The organism is Streptomyces sp. CBMA291 (assembly GCF_014596525.1).
GTDB lineage: Bacteria > Actinomycetota > Actinomycetes > Streptomycetales > Streptomycetaceae > Streptomyces.
This window is the reverse complement of record NZ_MSJP01000105.1, coordinates 1-15,549: the sequence shown is the minus strand read 5'-3', so window position 1 is coordinate 15,549 and position 15,549 is coordinate 1. Positions and strand designations below refer to the sequence as shown.

The 15,549-nt window shown below is 72.8% G+C and carries 10 protein-coding genes; 4 read left to right on the top strand and 6 right to left on the bottom strand.

All coding sequences use genetic code 11. From position 1 onward, the window contains the following. Window positions 1-7 precede the first annotated feature (7 nt). Entirely contained in the window at window positions 8-1,483 is a 1,476-nt protein-coding gene (locus BU197_RS25225) for an APC family permease (protein WP_188270607.1), read from the bottom strand. A gap of 114 nt (window positions 1,484-1,597) precedes the next feature. Here BU197_RS25225 and BU197_RS25220 point away from each other — a divergent pair, with 114 nt between their 5' ends. Continuing rightward, on the top strand, window positions 1,598-3,406 hold the full coding sequence (locus tag BU197_RS25220) for an NAD+ synthase (RefSeq protein WP_188270606.1): 1,809 nt from the start codon (window positions 1,598-1,600) through the stop codon (window positions 3,404-3,406). Between the two features lie 133 nt (window positions 3,407-3,539). Here BU197_RS25220 and BU197_RS25215 read toward each other — a convergent pair whose 3' ends face one another. The 4 genes from BU197_RS25215 to BU197_RS25200 all read right to left on the bottom strand — a co-directional run bounded on the left by BU197_RS25215 (window position 3,540) and on the right by BU197_RS25200 (window position 8,875). Next, window positions 3,540-4,784, bottom strand: coding sequence for an MFS transporter (locus BU197_RS25215; protein ID WP_223183073.1), 1,245 nt, complete (start codon window positions 4,782-4,784; stop codon window positions 3,540-3,542). Window positions 4,785-4,965: 181 nt separating this feature from the next. Continuing rightward, window positions 4,966-5,994, bottom strand: coding sequence for an endonuclease/exonuclease/phosphatase family protein (locus BU197_RS25210; protein WP_188270605.1), 1,029 nt, complete (start codon window positions 5,992-5,994; stop codon window positions 4,966-4,968). 216 nt (window positions 5,995-6,210) lie between these two features. Continuing rightward, window positions 6,211-6,750 carry a TetR/AcrR family transcriptional regulator gene (locus tag BU197_RS25205; protein ID WP_317452146.1) on the bottom strand — a complete coding sequence of 180 codons (540 nt, stop codon included), beginning with the start codon at window positions 6,748-6,750 and terminating at the stop codon, window positions 6,211-6,213. A gap of 499 nt (window positions 6,751-7,249) precedes the next feature. Then, a complete protein-coding gene (locus tag BU197_RS25200; protein WP_188270604.1) occupies window positions 7,250-8,875 on the bottom strand; it encodes a DHA2 family efflux MFS transporter permease subunit in 1,626 nt (541 codons plus the stop codon). 182 nt (window positions 8,876-9,057) lie between these two features. Here BU197_RS25200 and panB point away from each other — a divergent pair, with 182 nt between their 5' ends. The 3 genes from panB to BU197_RS25185 all read left to right on the top strand — a co-directional run bounded on the left by panB (window position 9,058) and on the right by BU197_RS25185 (window position 11,950). Then, window positions 9,058-9,921: a 3-methyl-2-oxobutanoate hydroxymethyltransferase gene (gene panB, locus BU197_RS25195; protein WP_188270603.1), complete on the top strand. Its 864-nt coding sequence runs from the start codon at window positions 9,058-9,060 to the stop codon at window positions 9,919-9,921. A gap of 125 nt (window positions 9,922-10,046) precedes the next feature. Further along, complete coding sequence (locus tag BU197_RS25190; RefSeq protein ID WP_188270602.1) at window positions 10,047-11,099, top strand: ATP-binding cassette domain-containing protein; 1,053 nt, start codon at window positions 10,047-10,049, stop codon at window positions 11,097-11,099. Then, complete coding sequence (locus BU197_RS25185; protein ID WP_188270601.1) at window positions 11,096-11,950, top strand: ABC transporter permease; 855 nt, start codon at window positions 11,096-11,098, stop codon at window positions 11,948-11,950. The genes BU197_RS25190 and BU197_RS25185 overlap by 4 nt, the downstream gene beginning before the upstream one ends. Before the next feature lie 16 nt (window positions 11,951-11,966). Here BU197_RS25185 and BU197_RS25180 read toward each other — a convergent pair. After that, window positions 11,967-15,549, bottom strand: a 3,583-nt coding sequence (locus BU197_RS25180) for a BTAD domain-containing putative transcriptional regulator (protein ID WP_317453409.1), incomplete at its 5' end; no start/stop codon positions are given.

Genomic DNA, 15,549 nt, shown 5'->3' with positions numbered 1-15,549 from the left:
ACGGGCCCTAAGGTGACGCCGGCTCGCGGTGTTCCGGGTGGATCCAGCCCGGCTTGCGGAATTTGAGGAGTGCGCCGGGGATGATCAGGCCGATCAGGAGCAGGCCGCCGCCGACGATCAGCAGATAGCGCCAGAGCGGCTGGCCGCCGAACTGGTCCGGCGGTACGAAGCCGATGACGAGCGCGGCGACCGAGGCGACGAAGCCGATGCTCGCGACCCAGGCGACGGCGGGGACGCGGAAGCCGCGTTCGACGCCGGGCTGGGTCCTGCGGAGTCTGACCACGGCGACGAACATCAGCAGATACGCGATGAGGTAGATCTGCACGGTGATGACGGAGAACATCCAGTACGCGCTGGAGACGTCGTCGCTGAAGGCGTAGAGGACGCCGATCAGGGTGGTGATGACGCCCTGCGCCACCATGATGTTCACCGGCGCCCCCGACTTGTTGAACTTCTGGAAGGCGGGCGGCAGATAGCCCTCCTGCCGGGAGAGCAGGACGAGCCCCTTCGCGGGTCCCGCGAGCCAGGTGAGCATGCCGCCGAGGGCCGCGCAGACCAGCATGACGCCGACGACCTTCGTCATCCAGCCGATGGAGAAGTGGTCGAAGAAGGCCTGGAAGGCCTGCATCAGACCGGCGGTGAGGCTGAGTTGCGAGGACGGCATGACCCAGGCGATGGCCAGGGCCGGGAGGATGAAGATCAGCAGGACGAGACCGGTGGCCAGGAACATGGACTTCGGGTACTCGCGCTTGGGGTCGCGCAGCGAGGAGACGTGGACGCCGTTCATCTCCATGCCCGCGTAGGACAGGAAGTTGTTGACGATGAGGACCAGGCTGGCGAGGCCGGTCCACGGTGGCAGCCAGTGGTCGGCGCTCATGGGCTGGGCGGACGGGTTGCCCTGGCCGAGGAAGACCATGCCGAGGACGACGAGGAGCACACCGGGGACGAGGGTGCCGACGATCAGCCCGAAGGAGGAGAGCCCGGCGATCGTCTTGGTGCCGCGCGAGGAGATCCAGACCCCGGACCAGTAGACGACGATGATGACGATCGCGACGTAGGGCCCGTTCTCGGCGAGGGAGGGGTCGATGACGTACGCGAAGGTGGAGGCGACGTACGCCAGGAGGCTCGGGTAGTACGCGATCGTCATGGCGAACTGGCACCAGACCGCGAGGAAGCCGAGCGGCTTGCCGAGTGCCTCGCTGACCCAGCGGTAGATGCCGCCGTTCCAGCCGGAGGCCAGTTCGGCGCCGACGAGGGCGGTGGGCAGCAGGAAGACGAGGGCGGGCAGCAGATAGAGGAAGATCGCGGCGAGGCCGTAGATGGCCATGGCCGGGGAGGGACGCAGGCTCGCCACGGACGCGGTGGTCATGAACGCGAGGGTCAGCCAGGAGATGAACTGTCTCCTGGTGCCGTCGTCCTGGGCGCCCGCCGCCCCGGAGCGTCCTGGCCGTGCCGACTCCGCCGGGTCGTCAGTGGTCGTCATGGAGCCATGATCGACGGGCCGGGCCGGACCCGCATGTCGAGCGGGCCCGGCCCCCACCCGTATCGGAGCGTCTTTCCCAGGACATCGTGTCGGTTTGACGATTAAACTGGGGGCGTGCCTCAACTACGTCTCGCTCTGAATCAGATCGACTCGACCGTCGGAGACATCGCCGGGAACGCGGAGGCGATCGTGCACTGGACCCGGCACGCCGCCGGGCAGGGCGCGCATCTCGTCGCGTTCCCCGAGATGGCGCTGACCGGCTATCCCGTGGAGGACCTGGCGCTGCGGTCCTCCTTCGTCGAGGCTTCCCGGACGGCGCTGCGCGCGCTCGCCCGCAGGCTCGCGGACGAGGGCTTCGGGGAGGTGCCCGTGGTCGTCGGCTATCTGGACCGCTCGGAGCGGGACGCGCCGAGGCTCGGCCGGCCGGCCGGTTCGCCGGAGAACGCCGCCGCCGTGCTGTACGGGGGCGGGGTGGCCCTCCGCTTCGCCAAGCACCACCTGCCGAACTACGGCGTCTTCGACGAGTACCGCTACTTCGTGCCGGGCGACACCCTGCCGGTCGTCCGGGTGCACGGTGTCGACGTGGCCCTGGCGATCTGCGAGGACCTGTGGCAGGAGGGCGGCCGGGTCCCGGCGGCGCGCGAGGCGGGGGCGGGGCTGCTGCTCTCGGTGAACGCCTCGCCGTACGAGCGGGACAAGGACGACACCCGGCTGGACCTGGTCAGGACCCGGGCCCGGGAGGCGGGGTGCGTGACCGCGTATCTGGCGAGCACGGGCGGTCAGGACGAGCTGGTCTTCGACGGCGACTCGATCGTGGTGGACGCGGAGGGCGAGGTGATCGCGCGCGCCCCGCAGTTCGTGGAGGGCAGCGTGATCCTGGACCTGGAGCTTCCGGCGGCTTCGGCCGATGCGCCGGAGGGGCTGGTGGACGACGGGCTGCGGATCGACCGGGTGGTGCTCTCGGCGGAGCCGCCGCCCCGCTACGAGCCGGAGCTGAAGGGCGGTCGGGCGCACCGGCTCGACGACGACGAGGAGGTGTACTCCGCCCTGGTGATCGGGGTCCGCGCGTACCTCGCGAAGAATGGTTTCCGTTCGGTGCTCGTGGGGCTCTCCGGCGGGATCGACTCGGCGCTCGTGGCGGCGATCGCCTGTGACGCGCTGGGCGCCGAGCACGTCCACGGGGTGTCGATGCCGTCCCGCTACTCCTCCGCCCACTCGCGCGAGGACGCGGCGGAGCTGGCGCGCAGGACCGGGCTGCACTACCGGACCGTGTCGATCGAACCGATGTTCGATGCCTTCATGGGCGAGCTGGCGCTGACCGGTCTCGCCGAGGAGAACCTCCAGTCGCGGCTGCGCGGTACGACGCTGATGGCAATCTCCAACGAGGAGGGCCATCTCGTCCTCGCGCCGGGCAACAAGTCCGAGCTGGCGGTGGGGTACTCGACGCTGTACGGGGACTCCGTCGGCGCGTTCGGGCCCATCAAGGACGTCTACAAGTCCGATGTGTTCCGGCTGGCCCGCTGGCGCAACCGGGCGGCGGAGGAGCGGGGGCAGACCCCGCCGATCCCGGAGAACTCGATCACGAAGCCGCCCAGCGCCGAGCTGCGCCCCGGGCAGGTCGACACGGACTCGCTGCCGGACTACGAGGTCCTCGACGCGCTCCTCGCGCTCTATGTGGACCGGGACCGGGGGCGGGAGGAGATCGTGGCCGCCGGTTTCGACGAGGACCTGGTCGTGCGGACGCTGCGGATGGTGGACACGGCGGAGTACAAGCGGCGCCAGTACCCGCCGGGCACCAAGATCTCCGCGAAGGGCTTCGGCAAGGACCGCCGCCTGCCGGTGACGAACCGGTGGCGGGAGACGCCGGGGGCGGGAGACGCCGGGAGTGTGAGACGCCGGGGGCGTGAGACGCCTGGGGCGTGAGGGCGGGCGCACGGGGGGGGGTCCCCCTGGGGCGTACGAAGGGCGGTTTCCGCGCGGGCGTACGGGGGTGGCTTCCGCGCGGGGCGGCGTCCCGGGGCCCGTACGACCGTGGGCGCGCCCCGGCCCGTCGCCGCTAGGGCGCGGTCGTGCCCGAGGTCCCTACCGCCGGTTCGGTCCGTCCGGGCGCGTCCCCGGGGCCCTGGGCGATCACGCGGGAGGCGCCCTTCCCCGTACGTTCCTCACGGTCGAGCAGACCGGCCACGACGGCGATCGCGAGGCCCACGAGGGTGAGGACCGCGCCGACGAGGGTGGGCGAGGTCCAGCCCCAGCCTGCGGAGACGGCGGCGCCGCCCGCCCAGGCGCCGCCCGCGTTGGCGAGGTTGAAGGCGGAGTGGTTGGAGGCGGAGGCGAGCGTCGGGGCGTCCTTCGCCTTGTTCATCACGAGCATCTGGAGCGGGGTGGTCGTCATGAAGCCGACCGCCCCGAGCACCACGACCGTGACCAGGGCCAGCCAGGGCACGTGGACGGTGAAGCGGAAGGCGACCAGGGCGAGGACGAGGGCGGCGAGCGAACCGTAGAGCGTGGGGCGCGGCGCCCGGTCGGTCAGCGGGCCCGCCGCGAGCGCGCCGCCGGTCATGCCGAGCCCGAAGAGGGCGAGCACGAGGGTGACGGTCGCGTCGCCGAAGCCCATGACCTCGGTGGTCATCGAGGCCAGATACGAGTAGACGGCGAAGATGCCCGCGAAGCCGAAGACTGCGGTGAGCAGTCCGAGCAGGACCTGTGGGCGGCCGAGGGCGCGGACCTCGCGGGCGAGTCCCTGCCGCTCGTCGACGGGGAGGTGCGGGACGAGGCGGGCGAGCGCGGCGACGGCGAGCAGTCCGATGAGGGCGACGACGAGGAAGGTGGCCCGCCAGCCGAGGCGCTGTCCGAGCAGGGTCGCGGCGGGGACGCCGAGGATGTTGGCGACGGTGAGACCGAGGAACATGGTGGCGACCGCCCGTGCCTGCCGGTCCTCGCGGACGAGGCGGGCGGCGACGACCGCGCCGAGGCCGAAGAAGGCGCCGTGCGGGAGTCCGGCGAGGACCCGTCCCGCGATCAGCCAGCCGAAGCCGGGGGCCAGGGCGGAGGCCAGGTTGCCGACCGTGAAGAGGCCCATGAGCAGGAGCAGCATCCGCTTGCGGGGGACGCGGGAGCCGAGGGCGGTGAGCAGCGGGGCGCCGAGGACGACGCCGATCGCGTACGCCGAGACGAGGTGTCCCGCCGTGGGCACGGAGGTGCCGAGATCGTCGGCGACCTGGGGAAGCAGGCCCATCATCACGAACTCGGTGGTGCCTATGCCGAAGGCGCCTACGGCCAGGGCGAGCAGAGCCAGGGGCATGGGTGGGGCGAGCCTTTCCCGCAGATGATTCCGGTCGGTTCCGTGCGGTTCCGGGCGATGGCGGTCAGTCCGGGTCAGCGCCGGTCGGTCCCGGTCGGTTCCGGTTGATTCTTGGGCGGAACAAAGGCTCTCAGATGTTTTCTTCCCGCCGGCTTCCGGGGGATGACGGGCGGGTTTCGCCTCAGAGGCGGACGCGGGCGGCGATCGGGAGGTGGTCGCTCAGCGTCTCCGGGAGGGCCCACGAGGAGACCGGTTCGACGCCCTTGACCATGATCTGGTCGATCCGGGCCAGGGGGAAGGAGGCGGGCCAGCTGAAGCCGAAGCCGTCGCCCGCCGCGCCCTGGGTGGAGCGGAGCTGGGAGGTGACGGCCTTGAGGGAGCGGTCGTTCATGGTGCCGTTGAGGTCGCCGAGGAGGACGATCCGCTCGGTCGGGTCGTGGGAGATGGCCTCGCCGAGGGCGTTGGCGCTCTTGTCGCGCTGGTTGGCGGTGAAACCCGCGTTCAGTTTCACTCGTACGGACGGCAGGTGGGCGACGTAGACGGCGACGTCGCCCCGGGGGGTGACGACCGTGGCGCGCATGGCGCGGGTCCAGCCCATCCGGATGTCGACGGGCCGCGCGGCGCGCAGGGGCAGCTTGCTCCACAGGCCCACGGTGCCCTGGACGGAGTGGTACGGGTAGACCGAGGCGAGGGCCTTCTCGTACGCCGGGACCGCGTCGCTCTTGAGTTCTTCGAGCGCCAGGACGTCGGCGTCGGAGACGGCGAGGCGGCGGGCGGTGGCGTCGGGGTCGGGGTTGTCGGCGTTCACGTTGTGGGTGGCGACGGTCAGGTCGCCGGGGGCGCCGGGGGCGGACTTGTCGGCGACGAGTCCGCCGAAGATGTTCAGCCAGACCACCGCCGGAAGGGTCAGCGCGACGAGCGCGGTGGCGGAGCGGCGGATCAGGGCGAGGACGAGCAGCAGCGGCACGAACAGACCGAGCCAGGGCAGGAAGGTCTCGGTGAGGCTGCCCAGGTTGCCGACCCGGTTGGGGATGTCGGAGTGGAAGCCCATGAGGAGGGTCAGGGCCATCGCGCAGAGCGCGAGCAGGATGCCCCGGCGCCAGATGCCCCGGTCGCTGCGGAGCCGGTCGCGCAGGGCCCGGAAGCGGGAGGCGCCCGGTTCGGTCCCGGTGCCGTCGTGCTCGGTCTCCGTCATGTCCACCCGCGCCATCGCACTGTCCTCACTGCCTTGCTGCCGTGCTGCCTTGCCCCGTGACCCGACGTCGACCCTAGGCGATGCCGGGGCCGCCGTACTCCCCGAGGGACGACCTGGGCGCGTGGCGAGTTCCTCCTGGTGGCGAGAGGGACCGGGCTGTGACAGAACAAGCACATTCGTGCGGTTTCCGTGCGTGTGGCCGGGTGTGTGGCCGGTCGACCGGCCGGGTGGTCAGTCGCGTGGACGCAGTCCTTCCATGACGGTGTCGACCACCCGTTCGGCGAGGTCGGGTTCGAGGGGGGAGCCGGGGCGGATGACGGTACGCAGCAGCAGCGGTCCGGCGATGAGGTCGTTGACGAACTCGGGGTCGAGGTCGGCGCGGATCTCGCCGTCCGCCATGCCCCGCCGGACGGCCGCGAGGGCGAGGCTGCGGCGGGGTTCGATGACGGAGCGCTGGTAGGCGTCCCAGAGCCGGGGGTAGAGCTGCATCTGCGCGAACAGGTTGTGGAGCAGGGCGGAGTTCCGCTTGGCGATGCCGCGCTCCCGCATGGACTCCATGAGGGCGATGAGGTCGGCCCTGGCCGAGCCGCCGGGCAGCACCGGCTCGGGGGGCTCGATGGAGCGGAGCAGTTCGACGAGGAGTTCCTCCTTGCCGGTCCAGCGGCGGTAGAGCGTCGCCTTGCCGATCCCGGCGGTACGGGCGATCCGCTCGATGGACAGCTCGGCGAGCGGCACGCCCTCGTCGAGCAGCCCGACGACCGCGTCGAACACGGCCTCCTCGACCCCCTCGCTCCGCGGCCGTCCCCGCCGGACACCGGGACCTTCACCGGAGGCGGAGGCGGAAGCGGGGGCGGGGTCAGGGGCAGGGGTGAGGGGGACGCAGGTGGGGGGCGAGGCGAAGAGAGGGGGTTCCTGGGGCGCCTGGGATTTCTGGGGTTCCGGGGGCGGCGCGGGGCGGGCGGCGCCGGTACGCGTGTCCGACGTGGAGGCCCTGGAGCCGCCCGTACCCGTACCCTCCACGGAGGCTCGGGAGCCGCCCGTACCCGTGCGCGTGCCCGAGGCGGAGGCCCTGGAGCCGCCCGTGCCCGCGCCGCCGCCCGGGGCCCGGGTCGCGGCGGGCCGGAAGCCCGGTCCGGTCGGGTCCTGGGCTCGGGTCGGGTCCTGGGCCTGGTCCGGGGTCACCGGGGCCGGGCCGGACCGGCGTCCGGTGTCGTGCGGTTCCGTGGTCCCGTGGTCCTGCCGCGACACGTGCGCTCCACCTCTCGTTCGGTTACCGCCTTCCGGCCGATTCTCCCGCCTTCGCGGTCCCGGCGGGCACCGACGCGTCCGGGGCCGGTCCGGCCGGGGCGCGGGGCGGCAGGAAGACGGCGACGACGACCGTGCCGACGAGGGCGACGGCCGCGGAGCCGATCGCCGTGACGTGCATGGCGCTGAGGAAGGCGTCGTACGCGGGGGCGATCAGGCCCTGGCCCGCCGGGCCGAGCTTCTCCGCGACGGCGAGCGTGGCCCCGATGGACTCGCCCGCCGTCTCGCGCAGGGCGCCCGGCACCGCGCCGAGGTGTCCTTCGATCTCGCCCCGGTAGGTGGAGGAGAGCACCGAGCCGAGGACGGCCACCCCGAGCGCGCCGCCGACCTGCCGGAAGGTGTTGTTGATGGCCGAGCCGGAGCCGGCCTTCTCGCGGGGCAGCGACTGCATGATCGCGACGGTGGCGGGCGGCATGATGTGCGCCATGCCCGCGCCCTGGACGAAGAAGACGACCTCCAGGAGCCAGAGCGGGGTGTCGGCGTCGAAGAGGGCGAAGGCGCCGAGCCCGACGGCGACCAGGAACATGCCGCCGGTGCAGACCGCGCGGGCGCCGAAGCGCTCGACGACCAGCCGGGCGCGGGGGGCGAACACCATCTGCGCGACGGCGAGCGGCACGATGAGCAGACCGGCCTGGAGGGCGCTGTAGCCGCGCACGCTCTGGAGGTAGAAGGCGGAGAAGAAGGTGACGCCCATGAGGGCGAAGAAAACCAGGGCGATGGCGGCGACGGCGGCGGAGAACGCGGGCCGCTTGAAGTAGCCCATGTCGATGGCGGGGTGGTCGCTGCGCCGCTCGTGCAGGACGAAGAGCGTGAGGACCGCGAGACCGCCGAGGACCGGGGCGAGGACGGTGGCGTCGGTGAAGTCGGCCAGTTCGCCGCCCCGGATGATGCCGTACACGAGGAGGACCAGGCCGACGACGGAGAGGAACACGCCGGGTATGTCGATCCGGCCGGGGTCGGGGTCCCGGGAGTCGGGGACGAGCCAGGCCATCAGGACGACGGCGAGGACGACGACGGGCACGTTGACGAGGAAGATCGAGCCCCACCAGAAGTGTTCGAGCAGGATGCCTCCGGTGATCGGGCCGATCGCGATGGCCAGACCCACGCTGCCCGCCCAGATGCCGATGGCCTTGGGCTGCTCGTCGCGCTCGAAGACGTTCATGAGGACGGCGAGGGTGGCGGGCATGACGAAGGCTGCGCCGAGGCCCATGACGGCGCGGAAGGCGATCAGCTCGGCCGAGGAGTCGGAGAGGGCGGCGAGGGCGGAGCCGATGCCGAAGACGGTGATGCCGAAGAGGAGGACCTTCTTGCGGCCGAGGCGGTCGCCGAGCAGACCCGAGGTGAAGAGGAGTCCGGCGAAGACGAGCGTGTAGGAGTTGATCGACCACTCCAGCTCGCTCTGGGTGGCGCCGATCCCGGTGGGCGCGGGCGCCGAGATCGTCTTGACGGCCACGTTGAGGATCGAGTTGTCGAGGACGACGATCAGCAGGCTGAGCATCAGGACGCCGAGGATGGCCCAGCGACGCCGGTGGACGGCCTCGGGGACCCGGGGCCCGGCGGGTGCGGCGGGCGCGGTGGACGGTTGCGACATGCGCACCACCCTAGAGTGATTTCGATACGGGACCGTCTCGTATCGAAAAAGCTGACCGATCTTTTACGTGGTGAACAGCACCACTCCGCCCCACTTCCCCGGCCACCCGGCGAAGTGCCACCATGGATGTGATCCGGGGACGCCGTCAGGGCGCCTCGAGATGACACAAGGAGCCGTTCACCATGACGCTTCAGGCTGCCCAGAAGCCACCCGCCGACAGCGGCAGGACCCTGTACGGCGGCACGGGCTCGCGCCGCATCACCGTCCACGACATCGCCGCCGCCAAGTCCCGCGGCGAGAAGTGGCCCATGCTCACCGCCTACGACGCGATGACCGCCTCCGTCTTCGACGAGGCCGGTATCCCGGTGCTCCTCGTCGGCGACTCCATGGGCAACTGTCACCTCGGCTACGACACCACCGTGCCCGTCACGATGGACGAGATGACCGTGCTCTCCGCCGCCGTCGTGCGGGGCACCCGGCGCGCCCTCGTCGTCGCCGACCTGCCCTTCGGCTCGTACCAGGAGGGGCCCGTCCAGGCGCTGCGCAACGCCACCCGGCTCGTCAAGGACGCCGGGGTCGGCGCGGTCAAGCTGGAGGGCGGCGAGCGGTCCCTGGCGCAGACCGAGATGCTCGTCCAGGCGGGCATCCCCGTCATGTCCCACCTGGGCCTCACCCCGCAGTCCGTGAACACCATGGGCTACCGGGTGCAGGGCCGCTCCGACGAGGCCGCGCACCAGCTGCTCCGGGACGCCAAGGCGGCGCAGGAAGCGGGCGCGTTCGCCGTCGTCCTGGAACTCGTACCGGCCGGACTGGCCACCGAGATCACCCGCTCGCTGCACATCCCGACCATCGGCATCGGCGCCGGGGCCGGCACCGACGCGCAGGTCCTCGTCTGGACCGACATGGCCGGGCTCACCGGCGGCAAGGTGCCACGCTTCACCAAGCAGTACGCCGACCTCCGCGCGACCCTCGGCGACGCGGCCCGCGCCTTCGCCCAGGACGTCGGCGGCGGCGCGTTCCCGGCCGAGGAGCACACCTTCCACTAGGCCGTCTCTTCCGGGTCTTGCCGGGTCGGGACCTCGGTCGCCGACAAGCCGCCGACAGCCCCGCCGACTCCTGTCGGCGGGGCTGTCGGCCGTCTGTCGGGGGCTTGTCGGTGGCGCCGTGTTCCATGGTGGACATGACGCGATCACACACCAACGCCATCGAGGTCCGGGGCCTCGTGAAGCACTTCGGTGCCACCAAGGCCCTCGACGGGGTCGACCTGGACGTCCGCGAGGGCACCGTCCTCGGCGTCCTCGGGCCCAACGGCGCCGGGAAGACCACCCTCGTCCGCTGTCTGTCCACCCTCCTCGTCCCCGACGCCGGGACCGCCACCGTCGCCGGGTACGACGTGGTGAAGCAGCCGCGCCAGCTCCGTCGCACCATCGGCCTCACCGGCCAGTACGCCTCGGTGGACGAGAAGCTGTCCGGCTGGGAGAACCTGTACATGATCGGGCGCCTCCTGGACCTCTCCCGGGCCGACGCCCGCCGCCGCTCCGACGAGATGCTGGAGCGCTTCTCCCTCACCGAGGCCGCCAAGCGGCCCGCGATGAACTACTCCGGCGGCATGCGGCGCCGCCTCGACCTCGCCGCCTCGATGATCGGCCGCCCCGCCGTCCTCTACCTGGACGAGCCGACCACCGGTCTCGACCCGCGCACCCGCAACGAGGTCTGGGACGAGGTCCAGCGGATGGTCGCCGAGGGCGTCACCGTCCTGCTCACCACCCAGTACATGGAGGAGGCCGAGCAGCTCGCCAGCGAGCTGACCGTGGTCGACCGGGGCAAGGTCATCGCCCGGGGCGGGGTCGACGAACTGAAGGCCAGGGTCGGCGGCCGGACCCTGAAGGTCCGCCCGGTGGACCCGGCGCAGCTGCCCGCGATGGCCGCCGCGCTCCGGGAGACCGGACTCGACGGCGTCGCCGGATCGACGGTCGTCGCCGACGAGGGCGCCCTGTACGTGCCGATCCTCACCGACGAGCAGCTGACCGCCGTGGTGGCGCTGCTCGGCGCGCGCGGCTTCGGCATCGCCCACATCGGCACCCATCTGCCCAGCCTGGACGAGGTGTTCCTGGCGATCACCGGCCAGAAGACCACCGAAGGCCGGACCGCCGAAGACCGGGAGACCACCGGTTCCGCCGGTTCCGCCGGTTCCGCCGAGACCCACGAGGAGGTCGCCGCATGAGCACGACCACGGTCACCCAGTCCCCCGCCGAGGCGCCCGCCCCGACCCCGGCACGGCGCGCGCCCGTCGCGGAGGGCCGGATCGGCCTGCGCGCCAACCTGCGCCACATCTCGGCCCTGGCCCGCCGCAACGCGCTCCAGATCAAGCAGGACCCGGAGTCGATGTTCGACGCCGTCCTGATGCCGATCATCTTCATCCTGCTCTTCGTGTACGTCTTCGGCGGCGCGATCGCGGGCAAGGGCAACAACGACGCCTATGTGAACTACGTGACGCCGGGCCTGATGGCGATGATGGGCATGAACATCGCCATGGCCGTCGGCGTGGGCATCAACGACGACTTCAAGAAGGGGGTCATGGACCGGTTCCGGACGATGCCGATCGCCCGGTCCTCCGTCCTCATCGCGAAGATCGTCGTCGAGATAGGCCGGATGCTGATCGCCACCGCGATCCTGCTCGGCATGGGCTTCCTGCTCGGTCTGGACATCCAGACCTCGGTCCTGCACCTGTTCGCCGCCATCGGCCTCTCCATGACCTTCGGCGCCTCGCTGATGTGGATCTTCATCCTGCTCGGTCTGACGATGAAGACGGCCCAGGCGGTCCAGGGCACGGCGATGCTGGTCCTGATGCCGCTCCAGTTCGGCTCGTCGATCTTCGCGCCGCCGACCTCGATGCCCGGCTGGCTGAAGGCGTTCACCGACTACAACCCGCTGTCGAACCTCGCCGACGCCGCCCGGGGCCTGATCAACGGCGGCCCGGTCGCCCACTCCGTGTGGATGGTCCTCGGCTGGTCGCTGCTCATCACCGCCGTCACGGCGCCCCTCGCGGTCGCCAAGTTCCGCAAGAAGACCTGAGCCGGGACACGGGGGTTCAGGACTCGGCGCGCACCCCGATCGCGTCGACGGCGCGGCCGAGCAGGGCGGCGGCCTCTTCCCTGGAGAGGCCGTCGCCCTCGGCGTACGCCGCCGCGAAGGCGTCCTCGCCGAGGACCGACCGGGCCAGCGCGGTGGCCCGCTCCAGGTTCTCCGCCTCGGCGGGCGGCGACAGATGCCCCGGCGGAAGCAGCCCGGCACTGGCCCCGAGCAGCACCGCGCCGGTCCGCGCCGACGGACCGCCGAGCCCGGCGAGCGCCCAGGCACCGATCACCAGGTGGTTCGCGGGCAGCTGCGGAGCGACCGCGAGCAGCATCGGGCTCAGGGAGTGCCCGTACGCCCTCAGGGTGAGGCCGAGCGCGGACGCGTACCGGCCGTCCAAGGCGTCCAGCCAGGCGAGCGCCCCCAGGGTGAAGCCCTCGAAGAGCGACAGGGCCTCCGCGTCGAAGTCCCGCCGCAGCGCCAGGAAGTGCTCCCGCGCCTCGGCGGTGCGACCGCCCCGGCCCAGCGCGAGCCCGAGGAACATCCGGGTGCCGAGCAGGCACTCCTGGCTCCGCCCATGGGCACCGTCCAGGATCTCGCGCAGGATCGCCTCCGCCTCGGCGAGCCGCCCGGTCTCCACGAGCGTCCCGGCGTACCGCGCCCGCAGCAGCGCCGTCTGCGCCTGCGCCCCGATCCGTTCCGTGTAGCCGATGGCGGCGGCGAAGTCGGCGGCCGACTCCTCGAACTCCAGCCGCCGTTCCCTGGCCTCCGCACGGGAGGAGAGCGCCTCGGCCGCGCCCCAGGCGTCCCCGAGCCCGACGAAGATCGCCAGGCTCTCGTCGGCGTCGCGGATCCCCTCCCCCGCCAGGTCGCCCCGGTTGGCGAACACGTTGGCGCGCAGCTGGAGGGCGTTGGCGAGATCCCATTCGTAGCCGTACGTCCGGCAGGCCTCGACGGTCGTGTCGAGGAGTTCCCGCATCCGGCCGGGCTCCCCGACGAGGAGGACCGCGAAGAACGCGAAGGAGCCGGGCAGCCGGCAGGTCTGGGGCAGCCCGGGGCCGTAGACGGCCGTCATCTCGCGCAGCCGCCGGTTGCCCTCGGGGCTGGTCCAACGACCGGTCTCGTGGTTCATGTTGATCAGCTCGACGAGCCGCACCCCGCGCCTGGCCTCCCAGCGCTGCTCCTCGGAGAGCGGCGGCGGCGCGGCCGTGCACGGCTCGTGGAGCGGGACGACGGGGGCGGTGGGCGAGGCGAACGGGTCGGGGCCGAGCGCGGCCACCGCCCGCGACCAGTGCAGGGCGTCGGTGCGCAGGTCCCGCATCTGCCAGTACCAGAGCAGGGAGTGGACGAGGAGCAGCGCCTCGTCCTCCTCGCCCGCGTCGACGGCCCGGCGCAGGGCGGTGCGCAGATTGCCGTACTCGGTGCCGAAGCGGGCGATGGCGTCGAGCTGACCGCGCCCGCGCAGCTCGGGGTCGGTGCGGCGGGCCAGTTCCCGGTAGTACGTGAGATGGCGGCGTTCCGTCTCCGTCCGCTCCCCGGCCTCCGCGAGGCGCTCCCGCGCGTACTCGGCGACGGTCTCCAGGAGCCGGAAGCGCATGCCGGTGCCGTCGGGCGTGGCGACGACGAGGGACTTGTCGACGAGCGAGCCGAGGGCGTCGAGTACGTCGAGCGCGGCGGGAGCGGTGGGAACGCCGCTGTCTCCGGCCGCGTCGGCGTCGCCGCACACCGCCTCGGCCGCCTCCAGGTCGCAGCCGCCGGTGAAGACCGCGAGGCGGCGCAGGACGGCGCGTTCGGCCGCGTCGAGGAGGTCCCAGGACCAGTCGACGACCGCGCGCAGGGTCTGCTGCCGGGGCAGGACCGTACGGGAACCGGAGGTCAGAAGGCGGAAACGGTCGTCGAGCCGGTCCGCTATCTGGCGCGGAGTGAGCAGCCGCAGCCGGGCCGCCGCCAGCTCGACGGCGAGCGGGAGACCGTCCAGGCGGCGCACGATCTCGGCCGCCGCCTCCGGGTCGTCGGCCACCCGGAAGCCGGGCCTGGCCGCCGCGCCCCGCTCGCCGAGGAGCCGCAGCGCGGTGCTCTCGGGCAGGGGGCCCAGGGGCCGCAGGGTCTCCCCCGGTACGCCGAGGGGCTCCCGGCTGGTGGCGAGGACGCGCAGGCCGGGGCAGCGCGCGAGGAGCGTCTCGGCGAGGGCGGCGGCGGCGCCGACGAGGTGTTCGCAGTTGTCGAGGAGGAGCAGCATCCGGCGGTTCGCGCAGTGCTCGGCGAGCCGGGCGAGCGGGTCGTCGCCGGTCCGCAGCTCCTCGGCGCCCGCGCCGCGCAGCACCGTCTCCCGGGCGCCGACGGCCACGAGCACGGCTTCGGTGACGGCCTCCGGGTCGGTGACGGCGGCCAGCTCGGCGACCCAGACCCCGTCCGGCCAGCCGCCCGCCTGTGCCCCGCGCTCGGCCGCCTCCTGCGAAAGGCGCGTCTTGCCCGCGCCCCCGGGCCCGAGCAGGGTGACGAGCCGGGAGACCCGCAGATCCTCCTGGAGCGCGGCGATCTCCTCGTCCCGCCCGACGAAACTGGTGAGCCGGGCACGCAGATTCCCCGGCCGCTCCGGAAACGGGCCCTGGCCGGGACTGGGGGCGGAGCCCGGGATCGGGTCCTGGTGGGGGGCGGGGCCCGGGATCGGGCCCTCATGGGGGGCGGGGCCCGGGATCGAGTCCTGGTGGGGGGTGGGCGGATGCGCCGCCGTGGGCTCGGGCTCGGGCGAGCCCGGGGGCCGGGTCCCGTAGGGGGCGGGCCCCGGCAGGACCCCGGGGATGCCCGGGAGCGGGTCCGGGCGGGGGCCCGGGTCCGGGCAGGGGGCGTGGGGGTCGGCCGCTGTGGGCGAGGGCGTGACTGCGGGCGTAACCGGGGGCCGGGTCCCGTAGGGGGTGGCCTCGGGGCGGGTCTCGTAGGGGGCGGCTTCGGGGAGGGGGCCCGAGCCCGGGGGGCGGGTCCCGTAAGGGGTGGCCTCAGGGAAGGGGCCGGAGTCTGTCGGCCTGGCCCCGTAAGGCGCGGCCTCAGGGAAGGGGCCGGAGCCTGACGGCCTGGCCCCGTAAGGCGCGGCCTCGGGGAGGGGCCCCGAGCCCGAAGGGCGGGTCCCGTAAGGGGCGGCCTCAGGGAGGGAGCCGGAGTCTGTCGGCCTGGCCCCGTAAGGCGCGGCCTCGGAGACGGAGCCCGAGCCCGAAGAGCGGGTCCCGTAAGGGGCGGTCTTCGGGAGGGGGGCCGGGTCTGAGGGGCGGGTCCCGTGGGGGGTGGTGGCCTCGGGGTGGGGTCCACGGGGCTGGAGGCGTTCCCTGGGCGGATTCGGGGGCTTCCGGTTCCCGTGGCGGGTGTCCTCGGGTGTCGCTCCGGAGCCCGTCAGGAGTTCCGCGTGGAGGGTGCGCAGGGCCGGGGACGGGTCGGTGCCCAGGCGGGTCGACAGGGCGCGGCGGAACGTCTCGTACGCAGCGAGGGCTTCGGCGGCGCGGCCCGTGTCGCGCAGGGCGCGGATGCGCAGGGCCTGGAGGGGCTCGTCCAGGGGGCGGGCGGCGCAGAGGGCGGTGAGTTCGGGCAGGGCCTCGGCGGCCCGGCCG

Coding starts and splice junctions, on each gene's coding strand:
- BU197_RS25200 (WP_188270604.1), bottom strand. CDS start 8,875: ATGTCGCAACCGTCCACCGCGCCCGCCGCACCCGCCGGGCCCCGGGTC.
- BU197_RS25185 (WP_188270601.1), top strand. CDS start 11,096: ATGAGCACGACCACGGTCACCCAGTCCCCCGCCGAGGCGCCCGCCCCG.
- BU197_RS25190 (WP_188270602.1), top strand. CDS start 10,047: ATGGTGGACATGACGCGATCACACACCAACGCCATCGAGGTCCGGGGC.
- panB (WP_188270603.1), top strand. CDS start 9,058: ATGACGCTTCAGGCTGCCCAGAAGCCACCCGCCGACAGCGGCAGGACC.
- BU197_RS25210 (WP_188270605.1), bottom strand. CDS start 5,994: ATGGCGCGGGTGGACATGACGGAGACCGAGCACGACGGCACCGGGACC.
- BU197_RS25215 (WP_223183073.1), bottom strand. CDS start 4,784: ATGCCCCTGGCTCTGCTCGCCCTGGCCGTAGGCGCCTTCGGCATAGGC.
- BU197_RS25225 (WP_188270607.1), bottom strand. CDS start 1,483: ATGACGACCACTGACGACCCGGCGGAGTCGGCACGGCCAGGACGCTCC.